This is a genomic window from Streptomyces sp. NPDC001843, assembly GCF_042891955.1.
Taxonomy (GTDB): domain Bacteria; phylum Actinomycetota; class Actinomycetes; order Streptomycetales; family Streptomycetaceae; genus Streptomyces.
On the sequence record NZ_JBIATQ010000005.1, the window covers coordinates 351798 to 368639 of the forward strand.

The 16842-nt window shown below is 69.8% G+C and carries 18 protein-coding genes, 1 tRNA gene and 3 pseudogenes; 11 read left to right on the plus strand and 11 right to left on the minus strand.

The window, feature by feature from the left end:
• Positions 1–48 precede the first annotated feature (48 nt).
• Together ACFYZQ_RS15795 and ACFYZQ_RS15800 are read left to right on the plus strand one after the other, a co-directional pair.
• Complete coding sequence (locus ACFYZQ_RS15795; protein ID WP_389147067.1) at positions 49–1464, plus strand: DEAD/DEAH box helicase; 1416 nt, start codon at positions 49–51, stop codon at positions 1462–1464.
• Positions 1465–1666: 202 nt separating this feature from the next.
• Positions 1667–1909, plus strand: a complete 243-nt coding sequence (locus tag ACFYZQ_RS15800) for a DUF5302 domain-containing protein (RefSeq protein ID WP_389147070.1) — start codon at positions 1667–1669, stop codon at positions 1907–1909.
• 595 nt (positions 1910–2504) lie between these two features.
• Here the strand turns inward: ACFYZQ_RS15800 and ACFYZQ_RS15805 are convergent.
• Positions 2505–2777 (minus strand): transposase family protein, encoded by a 273-nt coding sequence (locus ACFYZQ_RS15805; protein ID WP_389147405.1) that lies wholly within the window; start codon positions 2775–2777, stop codon positions 2505–2507.
• Positions 2754–3194 (minus strand): annotated as a pseudogene (locus ACFYZQ_RS15810) (DUF2975 domain-containing protein); the annotation flags it as partial. The pseudogene ACFYZQ_RS15810 and the gene ACFYZQ_RS15805, both read right to left, overlap by 24 nt.
• Positions 3195–3705: 511 nt before the next feature.
• On the opposite strand from ACFYZQ_RS15810, the gene ACFYZQ_RS15815 reads away from it, so the two are divergent.
• Positions 3706–3909 (plus strand): cold-shock protein, encoded by a 204-nt coding sequence (locus ACFYZQ_RS15815; protein WP_014670069.1) that lies wholly within the window; start codon positions 3706–3708, stop codon positions 3907–3909.
• A gap of 646 nt (positions 3910–4555) precedes the next feature.
• Here the strand turns inward: ACFYZQ_RS15815 and ACFYZQ_RS15820 are convergent.
• From ACFYZQ_RS15820 to ACFYZQ_RS15830, 3 genes are all read right to left on the minus strand, one after another.
• Positions 4556–5746 carry a phosphatidylserine/phosphatidylglycerophosphate/cardiolipin synthase family protein gene (locus ACFYZQ_RS15820; protein WP_389147073.1) on the minus strand — a complete coding sequence of 397 codons (1191 nt, stop codon included), beginning with the start codon at positions 5744–5746 and terminating at the stop codon, positions 4556–4558.
• Positions 5743–6051 (minus strand): hypothetical protein, encoded by a 309-nt coding sequence (locus tag ACFYZQ_RS15825; RefSeq protein ID WP_389147076.1) that lies wholly within the window; start codon positions 6049–6051, stop codon positions 5743–5745. The genes ACFYZQ_RS15820 and ACFYZQ_RS15825 overlap by 4 nt, the downstream gene beginning before the upstream one ends.
• A gap of 731 nt (positions 6052–6782) precedes the next feature.
• Positions 6783–7067 carry a GlsB/YeaQ/YmgE family stress response membrane protein gene (locus ACFYZQ_RS15830; protein WP_389147079.1) on the minus strand — a complete coding sequence of 95 codons (285 nt, stop codon included), beginning with the start codon at positions 7065–7067 and terminating at the stop codon, positions 6783–6785.
• A gap of 344 nt (positions 7068–7411) precedes the next feature.
• Here ACFYZQ_RS15830 and ACFYZQ_RS15835 point away from each other — a divergent pair, with 344 nt between their 5' ends.
• Positions 7412–8620, plus strand: coding sequence for a PP2C family protein-serine/threonine phosphatase (locus ACFYZQ_RS15835; protein WP_389147081.1), 1209 nt, complete (start codon positions 7412–7414; stop codon positions 8618–8620).
• Here the strand turns inward: ACFYZQ_RS15835 and ACFYZQ_RS15840 are convergent.
• The 3 genes from ACFYZQ_RS15840 to ACFYZQ_RS15850 form a co-directional block, all read right to left on the minus strand.
• Positions 8611–8796: a hypothetical protein gene (locus tag ACFYZQ_RS15840; RefSeq protein ID WP_389147084.1), complete on the minus strand. Its 186-nt coding sequence runs from the start codon at positions 8794–8796 to the stop codon at positions 8611–8613. The two genes, ACFYZQ_RS15835 and ACFYZQ_RS15840, sit on opposite strands and share 10 nt — an antisense overlap.
• Positions 8797–8801: 5 nt before the next feature.
• Entirely contained in the window at positions 8802–9206 is a 405-nt protein-coding gene (locus ACFYZQ_RS15845; protein WP_389147086.1) for an ATP-binding protein, read from the minus strand.
• A 776-nt stretch (positions 9207–9982) separates the two neighbouring features.
• A tRNA-Met gene (locus ACFYZQ_RS15850) sits at positions 9983–10056 on the minus strand.
• Between the two features lie 55 nt (positions 10057–10111).
• Here ACFYZQ_RS15850 and ACFYZQ_RS15855 point away from each other — a divergent pair.
• From ACFYZQ_RS15855 to ACFYZQ_RS15870, 4 genes and pseudogenes are all read left to right on the plus strand, one after another.
• Positions 10112–10321: a hypothetical protein gene (locus ACFYZQ_RS15855; RefSeq protein ID WP_389147089.1), complete on the plus strand. Its 210-nt coding sequence runs from the start codon at positions 10112–10114 to the stop codon at positions 10319–10321.
• 231 nt (positions 10322–10552) lie between these two features.
• A pseudogene (locus ACFYZQ_RS15860) lies at positions 10553–10654 on the plus strand (SAM-dependent methyltransferase); the annotation flags it as partial.
• 212 nt (positions 10655–10866) lie between these two features.
• Positions 10867–11130 carry a hypothetical protein gene (locus ACFYZQ_RS15865; protein ID WP_389147419.1) on the plus strand — a complete coding sequence of 88 codons (264 nt, stop codon included), beginning with the start codon at positions 10867–10869 and terminating at the stop codon, positions 11128–11130.
• 62 nt (positions 11131–11192) lie between these two features.
• Entirely contained in the window at positions 11193–11543 is a 351-nt protein-coding gene (locus tag ACFYZQ_RS15870) for a hypothetical protein (RefSeq protein ID WP_389147091.1), read from the plus strand.
• On the opposite strand, the gene ACFYZQ_RS15875 is transcribed toward ACFYZQ_RS15870, so the two are convergent.
• Together ACFYZQ_RS15875 and ACFYZQ_RS15880 are read right to left on the minus strand one after the other, a co-directional pair.
• Entirely contained in the window at positions 11489–11638 is a 150-nt protein-coding gene (locus ACFYZQ_RS15875; RefSeq protein ID WP_389147094.1) for a pyridoxine 5'-phosphate oxidase C-terminal domain-containing protein, read from the minus strand. The two genes, ACFYZQ_RS15870 and ACFYZQ_RS15875, sit on opposite strands and share 55 nt — an antisense overlap.
• A gap of 161 nt (positions 11639–11799) precedes the next feature.
• Positions 11800–12321 (minus strand): annotated as a pseudogene (locus ACFYZQ_RS15880) (pyridoxamine 5'-phosphate oxidase family protein); the annotation flags it as partial.
• Between ACFYZQ_RS15880 and ACFYZQ_RS15885 the strand changes: the two are divergent.
• From ACFYZQ_RS15885 to ACFYZQ_RS15895, 3 genes are all read left to right on the plus strand, one after another.
• Positions 12227–12919 (plus strand): M24 family metallopeptidase, encoded by a 693-nt coding sequence (locus tag ACFYZQ_RS15885; protein WP_389147097.1) that lies wholly within the window; start codon positions 12227–12229, stop codon positions 12917–12919. The pseudogene ACFYZQ_RS15880 and the gene ACFYZQ_RS15885 sit on opposite strands and share 95 nt — an antisense overlap.
• Before the next feature lie 315 nt (positions 12920–13234).
• Complete coding sequence (locus ACFYZQ_RS15890) at positions 13235–13516, plus strand: MarR family winged helix-turn-helix transcriptional regulator (RefSeq protein ID WP_389147100.1); 282 nt, start codon at positions 13235–13237, stop codon at positions 13514–13516.
• A gap of 557 nt (positions 13517–14073) precedes the next feature.
• Positions 14074–15171, plus strand: a complete 1098-nt coding sequence (locus ACFYZQ_RS15895; protein WP_389147103.1) for an IS110 family transposase — start codon at positions 14074–14076, stop codon at positions 15169–15171.
• A 421-nt stretch (positions 15172–15592) separates the two neighbouring features.
• Here the strand turns inward: ACFYZQ_RS15895 and ACFYZQ_RS15900 are convergent.
• Positions 15593–16755, minus strand: a protein-coding gene (locus ACFYZQ_RS15900) for an IS3 family transposase (protein WP_389147106.1) whose coding sequence is annotated in 2 segments (ribosomal slippage) — positions 15593–16468 and positions 16471–16755 — 1161 coding nt in all. Because the reading frame shifts where the segments join, the coding sequence is not laid out codon by codon here.
• Positions 16756–16842 lie beyond the last annotated feature (87 nt).

Sequence of the window (16842 nt, forward strand, 5' to 3'; positions counted from 1 at the left end):
CATACCTGCCGGGCCTTCCTCGGTACGTTCCCTTGCGGAAGGCTCTTCATGAAGCATCCCAATGACTCCGGCATCGTGCACGGCAGTCCCGCCCAGCTCGAGGCAACGACCCCGGCGTCACCCCCGGCCGTCACCTTCGCCGGCCTGGAACTGCCGACGGAGGTGCTGCGGACACTGAGCGAACTCGGGGTGCGCGACCCCTTTCCGATCCAGGCCGCCACACTGCCCGATGCCCTCGAGGGGCGCGACATCCTGGGACGCGGGCGCACCGGATCAGGCAAGACGCTCGCTTTCGGCCTGCCGCTGCTCGTACGGACGGCCGGGCGGCGCGCGGAACCGAAGCAGCCCCTTGCTCTGATCCTGGTGCCTACCCGGGAGTTGGCCCAACAGGTCACCCAGGCGCTGGCGCCGTACGCCCAGGCACTGCGGCTGCGGATCGCCACGGTCGTCGGCGGAACGTCGATCGGCCGGCAGGTCACCGCGCTGCGCCAGGGAGCCGAGGTGGTCGTCGCCACCCCCGGACGCCTGCACGACCTGATCGAGCGCAACGCCTGCCGCCTGGGACGGGTGAGAATCACCGCGCTGGACGAGGCCGATCAGATGTGCGACTTGGGATTCCTGCCGCAGGTTGCCGACGTGCTCGACCAGGTGCACCCCGACGGTCAGCGGATGCTCTTCTCGGCCACTCTCGATCGCGACGTCGATCAACTGGTCCGCCGCTACCTCCACGACCCCGTCGTCCACTCGGTCGACCCGGCCGCGGGCACGGTCACGACGATGGAGCACCACGTGCTGGTCGTCCACGGCCCTGACCGCTACGCCGTCACCACGGAAATCGCCGCCCGCGACGGCCGCGTACTGCTGTTCCTCGACACCAAGCATGCCGTCGACCAGCTCACCCGGCATCTGCGGGCCAGCGGGGTGCACGCCGGGGCCCTGCACAGCGGCAAGTCCCAGCCACAGCGCACACGGACCCTGGCGCAGTTCAAGAACGGCCAGATCACCGTTCTGGTGGCGACCAATGTCGCGGCCCGTGGCCTGCACGTCGACGACCTCGATCTCGTGGTCAATGTCGACCCGCCCACCGATGCCAAGGACTATGTGCACCGGGCGGGCCGCACCGCCCGCGCTGGTGGGTCCGGCAGCGTGGTCACGCTCGTACTGGCGGGCCAGCGCCGCGAGACGAGCCGCATGATGGCCGGGGCCGGCATCGAGCCGACCGTCACCAAGGTGTGCTCGGGCGAGGCGGAGCTGAGCCGGATCACCGGCGCCAGGACTCCCTCCGGGATCCCGCTCGACGGCGGGCCCGCCGTCCCCCGGCCCAAGAACACCAACGCCCCCTTCCGCGGCCTCGGCACCAGCAAGGGCACCTCCCGCGGCGCCCGCGGCACGTCCCGAAAGGCCGGCGAGGCCCGCAAACTCGCCGAGGCCCGCAGGGCCGCCCTCGTGCGTCGCAACGGCTGAGAGCCCCCCTGGCAGCCTGGCCACGGGATCGACAACCCACGGTCCGGCCCGAAGCCGTCCTGTGCGCCTCACCTACGAAGTCAACGCCTTCGGCCGCGAGAGGGATGCCCGCCGAAACGCAGCAGGACGACGTCGTCGGGGCCTCGCACTGCGCTCGGCATGACAAGCTGTGCTTGCCCATCCCCGAACCCAGGAGGTCACCATGACCGCAGAGCCCGTATCTACGGAAGGTTCGGAGCCGGCTGCCCCGGAGACGTCCCCTTTGGCGCCGGACAGCGACGGCAACTACGACCTCAAGCGGAAGTTCCGTGAAGCCCTGGCGCGCAAGCGCGGTGCGCAGGCGGACGCCGCTGATACCGCCGCCAAGTCCGATGCGTCGAAGGTGCGTTCGGCGCATGGCCCGGCTGCGAGCCAGCGGTCGTTCAGGCGCAAGAGCGGCGGCTGAGTCGATGAGTCCCGCGATCTGACCGCTTCACCGGCACTCGCGCTATCCATTCGCGCGTCCCGTGCAGTACCCCGCGACGTGCGCATGCCCGTGCGCGCGTCGCGGGCGGGGTGCACCGCCGCCATGTCACCCGGTCCCCCCACGGTTTCGGCCGCGAGTTCGCGACGGTACCCGGAGAGCGGGACAGGTGATCCCTTGCCTGTGCGATCTCCTTTTCCCGGCGGAGCGGGGCACCCGCAGTGGGTGCCTCGGCACGATCGGATCACGCCGGCGATCGGGGACAGGGAGTGGTGAAAGCGGTACCACACCACTTTCCGTGGCCGAACCGTTCGCCCGGTGCTGGAGAAGATCTCGTGCATCCTGTCGTGTTTTCCGGCGTTCGCTGCCTCCCGGCGGGCCTCGGCACTGGTGCACTCGCAGTAGTCGAGACTCGGGCGCCCTCGGTGCTCAGGAGCAAGTGGGCTGAGAGGGCCCCGAGGCCAGGGCTTCGGCGTAGTCGTGTGACGTCCGTTTCGTGATCACGTGGGTCCGAGGAGGGCGAGCGGTCGACTGGCGTCGCGGGCGTTGCGCCGGAGGCCGGCGGCGATGCTGCTCTTCACGGCGAGGCGAAGGGCGCCGATGGCGAGGTTGCGCCAGGTCGCCATGGCGCGGGGTGCGGAGCCAACGCGTCGCCGTCGATGCGGGCCAGCAGCCGCCGCACCGTCGCCTCCGCTGGCACGCACCGCTTTGGGGACAGCGGATCGGGTCGTACGCCAAGGCGATCCAGGACGGACGGCGGGGCGTCGGTGATCCACTCACCCACCGCCAGCAGGGAGGTCGCTCCGGCCAGCACCGCGCACGCGGTCGCGACAGCCTGGGCGAGCAGCATCCGCAGCACAAGCACGATGAGCGCGACCCCCAGGACGGCCACGCCTACCCCGCCCATGATGAGGGTGACGCCCGGGTCGTCCCGCTGACCCGGCGCATTGACGGCCGTGACCGCGAACCACACGAGGGCAGCCGCCACGATCGCGCCGATCACGCCGTCCACGTACCGGAAGGCGGCGTGGGAGAACACGGTTCCGCGTCGCACCATCGCCACCAGCCGCCATACGCAGACCACGGCGACCTGGACCGAGACCATGCCCAGGATCGTGATCACGCGCAGCGGGGTCAGCGGAAGCGACCCGTCCTCCGGATCGCTCCTGGTGACCAGCGCCCACACCATCCCGGCTTGTACGAACACGGTGCCGGCGAGCATGACCACGAGCACGGCGCGCAGCGCACTCACTGTCAGCTTTCCCATGGCCCATCCTTCCATCGACTTGCGATGGGAATCTATCGAGTTTCGATAGATGAAGCAAGGGCTGGGAGGGATGGGGCGGCGGTCTCGCACCATGGCGGGGTACCGCCGCCCCCTCCCATGGCCTGGCGTGCACGCGAAGGTTCTTGCTCCTGTCGAAGTTGGCCTCGCTCAGCCACACATCGGACGCCATCCGGCTACGCGGAAGCCTTGGCCCCGAGGCGGCTTCCTTCGCCGGGCAGACAGATGGCGGTGTCCCCGAAGCGCCCGCCGCCCCCGCCCGCCATGCAGGAAGCCGGTGTGGTGCCCCATCGAACTCGGCCCGGCTGGCCCGTCTTCGCTAGCGGCTTCCGTCATGCCGTTATAGCGTTGTGATCAGCAGTCGTGGTTCCGAAGTTCCGTTCGCCCGTGATCGCCTCACGGGCGTTCTTGCTGTGCAGCGCCTCTCCGGACCAGGGCGATCACCTCCCGGTCGCGCAGAGTGCGTGCCCGGTTTCCCGGAAAGGGGACAGTCATGGCCAAGGGCACAGTGAAGTGGTTCAACAGCGAGAAGGGCTTCGGCTTCATCGAGCAGGAGGGCGGCGGCCCCGACGTCTTCGCCCACTACTCCAACATCGCCAGCCAGGGATACCGCGAGCTGCAGGAGGGCCAGAAGGTCGAGTTCGACGTCACGCAGGGCCAGAAGGGGCCGCAGGCTGAGAACATCCGCCCCGCCTGATCGCGCGCCCCGGTAAGGGACCGGCATCCCGGCTTCGGGACACCGGGCCCTTACCGTCTGCCGCAGTGGTCAGCGGGCCGGAGCCGATCGGTGTCTCGCGTGTCCCAACGAGCCACTGGCAGGAACAGTGCGCGGAACTGACGGTACGACGGCGCCAGGCAGGTGACGGGGCAGTGCCGGACGGAGGCGGACTGCGCGGTTCGACCCACGACAGCGATGACGCGGTGGCGGAGTCAGGCCGAGGACTACCCTCCGGTTCGTGGAACTCCGGCCGGCCAGGGTTGTTCTTCATTTCGGGTCGGGCGAGTCGACCCGCGCCCCCGGTGATGCTCCGCAGGGCCACAAGGCGGACGCGGCCCTGCGCATGGCACTCGACCGCTGGCGTTCGCCGGATCGGAGAGCCGAAGACGTCGCACCCACGGTCTACGCCCGGAGGCCGGGCAGGTAGCTGCTACGTGGGTGCAGGGGCAGGATCCGGTACACGGCGTGACCGGTTGGCGCGAGCCCAGTGGTACGTCGACTGTCCGTGGCAACACGCTGTCGCGCTACCTGCCCGAGGTGCGCGCCTACGCCGAGCGCATCACCGCCCCGCTGGTTCCCGACCCGCCACGAAGGCCCGAAGCCGGCCAAGGGACCGCGCAACCCGTCACAGGAAGCGGCGTACGGGCACGACGGCGGTCTCGCGCAGTCGTTGCACGGCCGCGCGACGACGCCAGCGGCCCGGGTCGACCGGGGCGGCGCTGGTCAGGTCGTCGTCATAGTCGTGGTCGAGGGTGGCGGTGAACTCCTCGTCGAGGACGGCGAGCATGACTTCCTCGTCGTGGTCCATGGAACGCCGGTTGAAGTTGGTGGAGCCGATGAGCGAGGCGATCCCGTCCACCGTAATGATCTTGGCATGCATCATGGTCGGCTGGTACTCGAAAATCCTCACTCCGGCGTCGAGGAGACGGGCGTAGTGGCCCTGACCGGCCAGTCGGCAGGCCCGTTGGTCGGTGTGCGGGCCCGGAAGCAGGATCTCGACGTCCACTCCGCGCCGGGCGGTCGCGCACAGCAGGCCGACGAAGTAGGTGTCGGGCGCGAAATAGGCGGTGGCCAGGCGGAAGCGGCGCTCGGCGGACGTGAGCACGACGCGCAGCAGGGTCTGCATGTCCTGCCAGCCCAGGCTCGCGGAGCCGCGCACGACCTGGACGACGCTGGTGCCGTGCTGCTCGTGTTCGGCGAAGCGGTCGCGCTCGTCGTACAGGTCGTCGCAGCACTCCGCCCAGTTCTGCGCGAAGGCGGCGGCGACGCCGTCGACGGCGGGACCGCGCAGACGGACGTGGGTGTCGCGCCACTCACCCGGATGGCGGGCGTCGCCGCACCACTCCTCGGCGATGCCGACGCCGCCGGTGAAAGCGGTGTGCTCGTCCACGACGAGCGCCTTGCGATGGCAGCGGTGGTTCTGCTTCAGCGGCGACAGCCACAGCGGCCTGCGGAACCAGGCCACCTGTACCCCGGCGGCGCCCATCCGCTCCAGCAGCTCCCGCTCGATCTCCTTGGCCCCGAACCCGTCCAGCAGCAGTCGCACCCGCACGCCCGCGCGGGCCCGGTCGGCGAGGGCGCCGGCGAACTCGTGCGCGATCTCACCGCGCCAGTAGACGAAGGTCATCATGTCGATGGTGTACCGGGCGCCCTTGATCGCCTCCAGCATGGCGGGGAATATCCGGTCCCCGTTGCGCAGCGGCACGAGCTCGTTTCCTTCGGTCGCGGCCACCCCGATCAGCCGCTCCAGGCGCCGTCTGAGCCGCTGGGAGCGCTCGGGCGGCAGTACCGCGCTGCGCTCGGCGGCGGCCGTCATGCCGTACCCCCATGGCCGCGGTGCGTGGCGAGGGCTTGCTCCCCGGTGGGCCGGACCGGCCGCGGCGTGGCCGCCCCGCTCACGTCGAGGACATGGGCAGCGGACGGCGCGAGCACCGGCACGCCCCTGGCATTGCCGGTCACTCGCGTCGGCGGGAGCACCGGGCGGGCGCGGCCTTTGCCGACCGTGTCCGTGGCGGCCTCCCTCACCTCGGGCGCGGAGAAGTGGTTCGTCCCGGCGCCGACCGCGCTCACGGCGGGGCCGCGCTCCACCGGGCCGACGGCCACTCTGATCAATTCGTCCACGTCTGGGGGCCCTTCTCTCGGCTCGCCGACCGTCGGCGAGGTCCCCGCGGGACACCGGCCGGCCGGAGCACGGACGGTGCGGCTGTCGCCCGCCAGGGGCATTGAAGCAGAGGCCGAGGACGCGCCAGGACAGGGAGTCCCCGGCCTACGACGAGAGGACCTTCGCCCAGGCCCTCCGCATTTCCCGGGCCGCCCGCGGTGAGCCCGCGGCACGGTGGTCGCCGCCCGCCGGGTAGGTGCGGGACAGCGGCAAGGGTGAAGCGACGGCCTGCCCGGCAGACCCGGGTGAGCCGGAAGCTTTCAGGCACCCTGCTTGTCGCTGGTGGCCGTGCCAGGAGTGATGGTGAACGGCGGTGTGCAGTCCCAGCGGATCAGCGGGGAGCACAGGTGCGCGTTGCCGCCCGACAGCGCCAGCGAGCCGCTGACGGCGTCCCCCCCCGATGCCGGCCACCTGGTCGGTATGACGTGGACTGAGGCCCCCTACCCTTCGCCGTAGAGACGGGCGGCACGAGTGCAGCTGAGACGCAGGACAGCCGGTCGCCTGCCCACGAGAAGCACGATCATGCCACCGACCTGCACAGACGCCGGTTCGGACGGAGGGGGGACGCGGTGGACCCAGGATGCCGGCAACCGACGGCCGAGCCACGGTGGCCCGGCTGGAAACACGGGGACGGCTCCCGCCCTGCGAACAGGAAGGGAGCCGTCCAGGTGTGTCCGGAGCCGTTGGGCCTTCAACGGGTCGCGTGACGGTGCGAATGCCGGTTGCCGGTGACGAGGCGGTAGAGGGCGAGCAGGATGACGGAGCCGGCGATCGCGGCGATCCAGGTGGAGAGATCGAAGAACCCGTCGATGGAGTCGACACCGAAGACGACCTTGCCGAGCCAGCCGCCGAGCAGACCGCCGACGATGCCGATGAGCATGGTGACGATGATGCCGCCCGGGTCCTTGCCCGGCATCAAAGCCTTGGCGATGGCGCCGGCGAGCAGGCCGATAATGATCCACGCGATGATGCCCATGATGCCTCTTCACTTCGTCAAATAAAGACTGTGTCAGCTCATCGTCTGCACCGATCACGCCCGAACAAACATCCCCCCGAACCCGGCCGTGCCGGCACCTGCCCCCGTCTCCCGCCGTCGGAGGCGGTCGCGACGTCAGGCGGCTAACGGCCCCTTGATGATCTTTCGGTCGGACAGGCGGGTGCCGGCTTCTGGGATGAGCGGCCCCCGTACGAACGTCGCCTGACGAAGGCGGGATGCGCTCGCACCGATCTGGAATCCCGCTCTGACCAGGCAAAATGGGCGGAATATGTGAGGTTGCACAGGCTCGGGGAAGAAGGTGCGGCAACCGACAGGAGGTTGCTGTGAAGGGTGGAGACCTGGAACTGGGCGAGTTGCTGGCCGCTGCGGAAGCGGCCCCGCCCGGTGAGTCCGTCGACGTGGTGGCACACGACCTGCAGAAGCGGTTCGGTGCCGAGGCCGTGTCCTTCCTGTTCGTCGACCTCATCGGCCAGCGGCTGGTACGCCTCGCCGCGACCGGTGACAAGGCCGCCGACCCAGGCGAGCCGATCGACCTGCAGGGCAGCGTCTACGACAGCGTTCTGCAAAGTCAGCGCCAGCATGTGGAACCGGACGGCCAAGGCGGGCAACGCGTCATCACGCCCGTCACCAACCGCGGCGACTGCATCGGCGTCCTGGAGATGAGCCTGCAGTCCGCAGACGACACCGTGCTGCGCCAGGTCCGTCACGCGGCCCACGCGCTGGCCTACATCATCGTCACGGACCGCCGCTTCACCGATCTGTACCACCAGGGTCGGCGCACCACCGAGACCAGCCTGGCGGCGGAGATCCAGCACCAGTTGCTTCCCTCGGCCTCCTGCTGCGAGGCGGCCCAGTTCACTCTGGCCGCCGGACTGGTCCCGGCCGACGACATCGGTGGCGACACCTACGACTACACGCTGGACCGCGACACTCTGCACCTGTCGATCACCGACGCCATGGGTCACGACACGAACTCCGCTCTCTTGGCCAGCTTGCTGGTCGGCGCGCTGCGGCGGGCACGTCGCAGCGGCTGTGACGCCCTCAAGCAGGCTCGCCACGCCCACGAGGCCCTGCTGAGCCACAGCCGCGGGCTGGCCACCGGACAGCTGCTGTGCGTCCACCTCGCAACGGGCCTGTGCGAACTGGTCAACGCCGGCCACCCCCGGCCCCTGCTGCTGCGTGACAACGCCGTTGAAGAGGTGGAACTCGCCGTCAACCTGCCCTTCGGGGTGGCGGCACCCACCACCTACCGCCTACAGGAACTACTCCTGAGACCCGGGGACCGCCTGGTCCTGCTCACCGACGGAATGCAGGAACGCGGTGCCGCGGCCGTCGACCTGGCCTCGGTCATCCACGACACCCGCGCGCTGCACCCGCGAGAAGCCGTCCGGACCCTGACCGCCGCGGTGCTCGACGCCTGCCACGGCAACCTCAAGGACGACGCCACGGTCCTGATACTGGACTGGCACAGCAATCGCAGCCGTCCGGCCGGACCGAGCCCCGACCCCGCAGCAACGACGGCCTACTCCTGAGTCCCTACTGGGGCCGGGGCATGCTCGGCGGTGGGGTGGCAGGGGAGGAGGACGGCGATATGTGGCGCGAGTCCGCCGTCGTGGACCTCGCAGCCGATCCGGTCGCTCTCGGCCCGGATCCGCAGCGTGCCCGAGCCGGCGCCGGGGACGACGCTGTTGGTGGTCAGCTCGGCCACCGTGCTCAGGAGTCGAGGCTGAGTTCGGCCCAAACCGTTTTGCCGGGGTGAGCCGCGGTGACGCCCCAGCGTCGGGCGAGTCGGTCGAGTAGTTGCATGCCAAAACCGCCGGGCTCGGTGTTCGCAGTAGCGCGCTTGCGGGGCCAGCGGTCGCTGGAATCGCTGACGGCTATGCGCAACCACCGCCCATTCCAGGTGAGCTGGATCATGGGCGGACCGGAGCCGTGGCGGATGGCATTGGTGATCAGTTCCGAGACGAGCAGTTCGGCGGTCTCGATCATCCGGTGCTGGCGCAGCGGGCCGCCGAAACCGTCCACGCAGTCGCGGACCCAGTGCCGGGCCGCGGTGATGCTCGCCCTGACTGCGGGGAAGCGCGTCTCGCAGGATGGGATGGTCGATTCGCCGTTCACGAGGTTCCTCCAGCGCGGGTGGCTTCGGGCCGCCGCCGACCAGTGCTCTGCGCAGCCGGTGGGGGCCATCTGCCGGGTTACCCATGCCTGCCCGGTGAACCATCTGTGTCTGCCGGGTGACAGGCAGATCCCGCGAAAGTCATCCGGCGGGAGTTCGACAGTGCCGGCACGTGCTGGGTGAGCGCGCCGCAGCCCCCTCACCGCCTTCGGCCCCGGGATGAACGTCGACACCGCCGTCCTGGCCGTTCCCGCCCCCCGACGGCGAAGCACAGCTGTGAACGGGATGCCCGCCGACACGAGGCCACTCCTTCTGGGCATCACCGTGCTCCTGACCGTCCGACACCGCATCAGGGCCGTCGGTTGTTCCTTCCGCCTCACCAACTATTGACGGCGCCCTTGCCGTCCTCCGCTACTGAGCGCGGGCGCCGCATCGGCGCGAGGCGGCCAGGTACCGGGATCGCAGCACTGATCGGGACGACCGAAAGCCGGCCACGACAACAGCGATGCCCATGGTCCTGCTGTCTGTCCATGGCTGGCGTGGTCTTATCCGTCGATGCACCTCCCGGCAGGACGGCAGGCTGCGCCGTGTAAGCGGATTGCCTCCTCGCGGCAGATCCGCGATTTTGTGAGCACGGTGGCTGAGGCGGCGTACGCCGTCGGTGCAGCCCAGTGCGTTGACGCCTTCTGCGACCGCGGTGCCCTGTTCGCGGAGAGCCAGGTCCGACCCGGCACACACGCAGTGAAGGCCCGGTGCATACCGGGCCTTCACGTTTGAGTAGCGGGGACAGGATTTGAACCTGCGACCTCTGGGTTATGAGCCCAGCGAGCTACCGAGCTGCTCCACCCCGCGTCGGTACCGTGAACTGTACGGCACCGATCGGAATCGACCCAATCGACTTTCGCCTGTGCTCGGAGCGGGCTTCGCCGCCCTCGTCGCCGACCGCGCGGCCCTGACCGCGACCCGCACCTTCTTCACTTCCGGCCGCCCCCTCGACCCGGACGACCCGCTGGCCGAGGAGAACCTGCGCCCCTCGCTCGACGCGGCGGGCTGGGCACCGACCTGTTACGAGGACGCGCCCCGGCAGTTCCTGGCCCGCGCCGTGCGCATCGGATGACGTCCACACCCTTCGGGCCAAGACGGAGTTGGTATGCCGCAGCTGACGGGTGACACGGACTACGCGCTGGTCGGTGCCGGATACTCCCGCATACGCCGCCCCGATCCGCGTATCGCGGCCCGGGTGCACGCCGCCCTCGGAGACGCCCGCACAGTGGTGAACGTCAGTGCGGGCACCGGCTCATACGGACCGTCCGACCGGCACGTCCTGCCCGTCGAGCCGTCGGCGGCGATGCGCGCCCAGCGCCCGGCGCACCTGGCACCGGCGATCCACGGTGTCGCCCAGCACCTGCCGTTCGAGGACGACTCGGTGGACGCCGCCATGGCCATGGTGACCGTCCACCAGTGGCCGGATCCGGTGGCCGGGCTGCGCGAGATGCGCCGTGTCGCGCGCGGACCGGTGGCCGTGCTGACCTTCGACCGTGCCGAGCTGGGACGGCTGTGGCTGATGGACCACGTTCCCGAACTCCAGCGCGCGGAGGCCGCCCGCTACCCGGCGATCGACACCATCACCGACGCACTCGGCCCGGACACGAGGTTCACGCCGTGCCTGTCCCCGCCGACTGCGCCGACGGCTTCACCGAGGCGTACTACGCCCGCCCCGAGCCCTTCCTGGACCCGGCCGTCCGCCTCGCCCAGTCCGCATGGGGCTTCCTCGAACCGGGCGTCGCGGAACGCGCGATGGAGGTACTGGCCTCCGGAGCCCGGGACGAGAAGTACGGGCAGCTGCGCACCCAGCCCCAGTTCCACGGCGCGATCCGGTTGATCGTGAGCCCAGGCCGCCTCACCGCCCCTTCCGGCCGCGGATGAGCGGACGGGAGCACGCCGGCAACCCGACGTGCCGTCAGAGGCAAAGCGGCAGGCTGACCGGCATGACCGTCCTCACCGCAGACGCAGAACCGGTGACCACCACCTCGTACCGCGACGTGCCGGGGGCGCGCACCCGCGACCTGGCCCACACCGCCCCGGCACCCCTGCCCGCCCGGCACGTCCCCCTCGCCGGGGCGGCCGGACTGACGCTGGCCGACGGCGGGCTGCGCACGGACCAGCCACTGCCCGGCTTCGACACCGCGGCCATGGACGGCTACGCAGTCGGCCCCGGCCCCGGTCCCTGGCGGCTGCTCGGTGCGGTGCGCGCGGGCACCGCCTGGACGAACCGCCGGGTGTCTCAGGGCCACAGCAGCTCGCGCCGCCAGCCCGCGCCGGGTGTGTCCCTGCGGTAGACCAGCCGGTGGTGGACCCGGTCGACGCTCGCCTCCCAGAACTCCACCTCGGTGGGGGTGACGGCGTACAGCGTCCAGGTCGGCGTACACGGCACCTCCTCCCCGTAGCGGGAGTCGAGGCGTTCGAACTCGGCGAGGCGGCCCGCCGGTCCGGGAGAGGGCCGGGCCGGTGCAGGTGAGCGGCGAGCCGGGAGCCGCGGCCCCGTTCGGCGAAGTCGTCCTCGGAGGCGGCACGGCCCTGGTCGGCCGCGGTCCCCACGATCCGTATCTGCCACCCCACGAGGGGCCAGTGGAAGTGGGCCGCCACGTGTGGATTCGCCGCGATGTCGAGGCCCTTGCGGCTGTCGGACGGGGTCGCGAAGTACAGGTGCTCGTCGTCGATGTCCTTGACGATCAGGACCCTGCTGGAGGGAACCCCCGACGCGTCGACCGTGCACAGGCTCATGGCGTGCGGTTCCAGCTGTCCGGCCGCGGCCGCCGCGAAAATCCACTCACCGATCGCGGGCAGTGGGTTGTCCGGGACACCGTCCTGCTCGAAGCGGGCTGCGGCCGCACCCACACCCTCGAACACCGGAATCGACCTGAGTCTGTCACGCATCGTCCCGTTCACGTGCTCGAAGCCCGCCTCTCCACGCGTTCTATTCGGTTGCCCGCCAAGGATGGGCAACCATACGTTCGCGACCATGGCTGATGACGAACTCACGCGTGCCGCACGGCTGCTGGACGCCCAGGGGAAGGCCGCACGGCTCTTCACGGAGATCGAGGAGCACGGGCTCATCGCGCCGGGCGAGAGCGAGCGGGCGGTCAGCGACCGCGTCCGGGACCTGGCGAATGAGCTGTTCGGCACGACCCGGCACTGGCACAAGCGGATCGTGCGGTCCGGGCCGAACACGCTCAAGCCGTACCGGGAGAACCCGCCGGACCGCGCGATCGGCACGGACGACATCGTCTTCGCCGACTTCGGGCCGATCTTCGAGGAATACGAGGCCGACTTCGGGCGGACGTTCGTCCTGGGCGACGACCCGGTCAAGCACCGGCTGGCCGGCGACCTGCCGAACGTGTTCGCGGCCGGCAAGCGCTTCTTCGAGGCCGATCCCGACATCACCGGCGCTCGCCTGCACGCCGAGGTTGAGCGGCTGGCCAAGGAGGCCGGGTGGAAGCTGGGCGGCTGGCACGCCGGGCACCTGGTGGGCGAGTTCCCGCACGAGTGGATCGACGGCGCGGACACGGAGTCGTACATCACTCCCGCCAACGACACCCCGCTGCGGCGCACCGACAAGGCCGGCCGTCGCTGCCACTGGATCCTGGAAATCCATCTCATTGACGACGAGCGGGAGTTCGGCGGCTTCCACGAGGAACTGCTCACCCTCGGCTGAACCGGTTACGGGCAGAGTTTCAGGCCTCGCATCCACGGTTCCTAGCCCCGTCCGCCCCATCGGCAGCCGACCGGCGCCCGCCCCACCGCCGCACGGTCTCCGGACTCACCCTCAGCAAGCGCGCGGCCTGCCCGCGAGTGGCTCGACCGCGCCGCCTCCACCCGCTGAGCACACCCGTGCCCCCCAGCGAAAGGCGCCCGTTGACCGACTTCAAGCGGCTGCATGAGGACCTGGTGTGGTTCGAGACCAAGCTGTGGAACACCCTGGACACCGGCTGCGCGCGGACTACGGCCTGCCCTCACCGGGTTCCTGGGCATGCGGTTCCTCGCCCGGCACCCTGGGTGCAGGACCCACGACATCGTCCAGGAATTCGCCATCACGGCCGGCGGCACCACCAAGGTGGTGGACCGTATCGAGGCGGCCGGATACTGCCGGCGTCACCCGCACCCGGACGACCGGCGCTCCATGCTCATCGAGCTGCCACCAGGCGTGCGGGACTTGGTGAGCGGGGCTGTCAAGGTCTTCGAAGTCGAGCTGCGAAGACAGATCGGATCGGCGGCCTCCGAATCGGCCCGGCGCAGTTCGCCGAGACACTGAGCACGTTGCAGGCCGCTCTTTCCCCGAACGGCGTCCAGTGACCTGGACGCTTGACCCGTTTCGCCTCGGTCGCAGACAGGAGCAGCGCTGCCCGCATGGGCAGCCAAGCGAGCAGCCCGCACTGGACGGCCTGCGATCCGCCCGCGCAGCCGCCGTCTTGACTCCGCGCACGCGCCGGTGCGGCGGTTAACTCGGTGTCTGTCAGTGCCAGTGGCGAGCGGACGAGGAAGCAGGCCCTCCTCACGTCTTGCGGTAGCAGTTGGTCACCGGTCCGGGCAAAGTCTTCCGAGAGTGATCGGACGATGCTTATGTGACGGTACTGGTGGGAAGGTTGCGCAGCGCCGTCCCCGGCGGGGGTCTGACTCATGAGATCTATGACCGAAGTGTCCAGTCACAGGCGTGTCGACTGCCGGTGCGGGATGGTGCCTGCTGTCACCGAGCCACAGGGCGTGTCCCTATAGGGGCCTTGCCGACGATCAGGCGCCATCACGGTTCAGACCGCCCGAGCGGGCCGGTGCCATCCACCCAGCACGTCACCACGCGGGAGGCGAACCACCATGACGACCAGAGAGCGCAGCACCCCCTCCAGCACGGATCCTCCCAATCGGGGCGAGGTCGTCCTGGGCGTGGACACGCACGGCGAGGTTCACGTCGCAGCCGTGGTCTCCCCGCTGGGGAAGGTCCTGGGCACCGAGTCCTTTCCGGCGACGGCGGCCGGCTACCGCCGACTGCTCGTCTGGGCCCGTAAGCGGGGGGCGGTGCGCCGTGCCGGAGTGGAGGGCACCGGCACCTTCGGAGCGGGCCTGTCCCGCTACCTGCTCGCCCAGCACGTCCAGGTGTACGAAGTGAACCGGCCCGACCGCTCGGCCCGCCGGCTGCTCGGGAAGTCGGACCCGCTCGACGCTCAGGCCGCCGCGCGGGCCGTGCTCAGCGGTCGTGCCCGGGCCCGGGCCAAGTCCGGCGACGGTCCGGTGCACAGCGCCCGGATCTTCAAGCTCGCCAAAGACTCCGCGGTCAAGGCCCGTACCCAGGCGATCAACCAGCTCAAAGCCGTCCTGGTCATCGCCGATCCCGCACTGCGGGAACGACTGTCCAGCCTCGGCAACCGCGAGCTGTTCCGCACCTGCGCACGCCTCGGGCCAGACGACAGCGAAGACGGCGAGAACGCGGTGGCCCAGGCCACCCATATGACCCTGAGAATGCTCGCGGAGCGTATCGAACAGCTCACCGGGCAGATCAATGAGCTGAACCAACGCCTGACCCAGCTCGTCGAACACCACGCCCCACAGCTACTCGTACCGGTGGGTATCGGCCCGGACAGCGCCGTCACTCTCCTGATCACCATGGGGGACAACCCCGAGCGACTGAACACCGAGGCGTCCTTTGCTGCCCTTTGCGGAGTCAGTCCCATCGAGTACTCCTCCGGCCGGCGGAGCACGCGCCGGCTCAACCACGGCGGAGACCGCCAGGCCAACGCTGCCCTGCACCGCATCGTGTTCACCCGCCTGCGCCACGACCCGCGCACCCAGGCGTACTACGAACGCCGTACCCAGGAGGGCAAGACCCGACGTGAGATCATCCGATGCCTCAAGCGATATGCAGCCCGCGAGGTCTTCAACCTGGTCAGACCGGTTTCCCACATCCCCGCGTTATAGGGGCGTCCGCGAGGCTCCACCGAGGTCCGTCCTGCCGGGACTCTGCGCGGATCCGTGAGACGGCGAAGCCGCATCGGAGCACTCCGGTGCGGCTCCTGTGTCGAGATCGAACGCGCTGGCTGCGCGCGATGGTCGGTGACTCGTACGGTCCGCGTGCCTGTGACTCTCTCGGGTGTCCGATTTGCGATCGCACCCGCTCATCCGTCCGTACGAGGGGTGCGGCCCCTCCCAGTGCGACCGGGTCAGTGAGTGCGGGAGGCCGGATCGGCTGGCTGGCCACCGGCAGCTGAACTGGGATGGTTCCACTCCAGTCTGTAGTGCGCGCCAGGCGACGAGCCTGGCTACGTCTGGCTTTATGCGCTTCACGCTTCTCCCAAGTTTCGACGAATGGGCCTGATGCAGGTTCGGGTGACAGGTGCAGTCACGCGGCTTGGAGGGCCGGCGTGGTCATGACGGTCTCGAATTCGATGGGGGTCAGCCGGCCGATTGAGGCTTGTCTGCGGCGCCGGTGGTAGGTCCGCTCGATCCAGGTCACGATCGCGATCCGGAGTTCTTCGCGGGTGGCCCAGACACGGCGGTCGAGGACGTTCTTCTGCAGCAGGCTGAAGAATGACTCCATGGCCGCGTTGTCGCCGGCAGCTCCGACTCTCCCTATCGACCCGGCCATCCGGTGGCGGTTGAGCGCCCGGACGAACTTCCGGGAGCGGAACTGCGATCCGCGATCGCTGTGCAGAATGCAGCCGTCGACGTCTCCACGCCGGGTCACGGCGTTGTCGAGGGCGGTCACGGCCAGGCGGGACTTCATCCGCTCGTCGATGGAGTAGCCCACGATCCTATTGCTGAAGGCGTCCTTGATCGCGCAGAGGTAGAGCTTGCCTTGGCCGGTGGCGTGCTCGGTGATGTCGGCGAGCCACAGCCGGTTCGCACCGGTCGCGGTGAAGTCACGGCGGACGAGGTCGTCGTGCACCGGCGGGCCAGCCTTCTTGCCCTTGCCGCGCTTCTTGCCGAACACGCTCCACCAGCGGTTGTCCCGGCAGATCCGCCATGCAGTCCGGTCCGCCATCACGGCTCCGGAGCCGCGCGCCTCGTCGGCCAGGAAGCGGTAGCCGAACTCCGGGTCGTCACGGTGCGCGTCGAACAGCGCGTTCGCGCGATACGCCTCCTCCAGCATGGCGTCGGACACCGGCTGGTCCAGCCAGCGGTAGTAGGGCTGTCTGGCGAGCTTCAGCACCCGGCACGCGACCGTGACGGGCACCCCGTCCCCGGCCAGCTCCTTCACGAGCGGGTAGATCCTTTTCCCGGCAGATGGGCCTGCGACAGGTAGGCCGCGGCCCTGCGCAGGACCTCGTTCTCCTGCTCCAGCAGCTTGATCCGCCGACGCGCTTGCCGAAGCTCGGCGCTCTCCTGGCTGGTCGTTCCGGGCTTGGTCCCGTCGTCGATGTCCGCGCGACGCATCCACTTCCACAACGTCATCGGATGGACTCCGAAGTCGGTGGCCACCTGCTCGACTGTCACACCCGGCCCGCGGTTCCTCGCGACCCGCACAACGTCCTGGCGGAACTCCTCCGGATAGGGCTTGGGCACAGCGACATCCTTCCCACCTACCCCACAGGGCAAGCCAGTTCAGATGTCACCCGATCGTGCGGCAGACCCCAGGCTCATTGTCTAGAT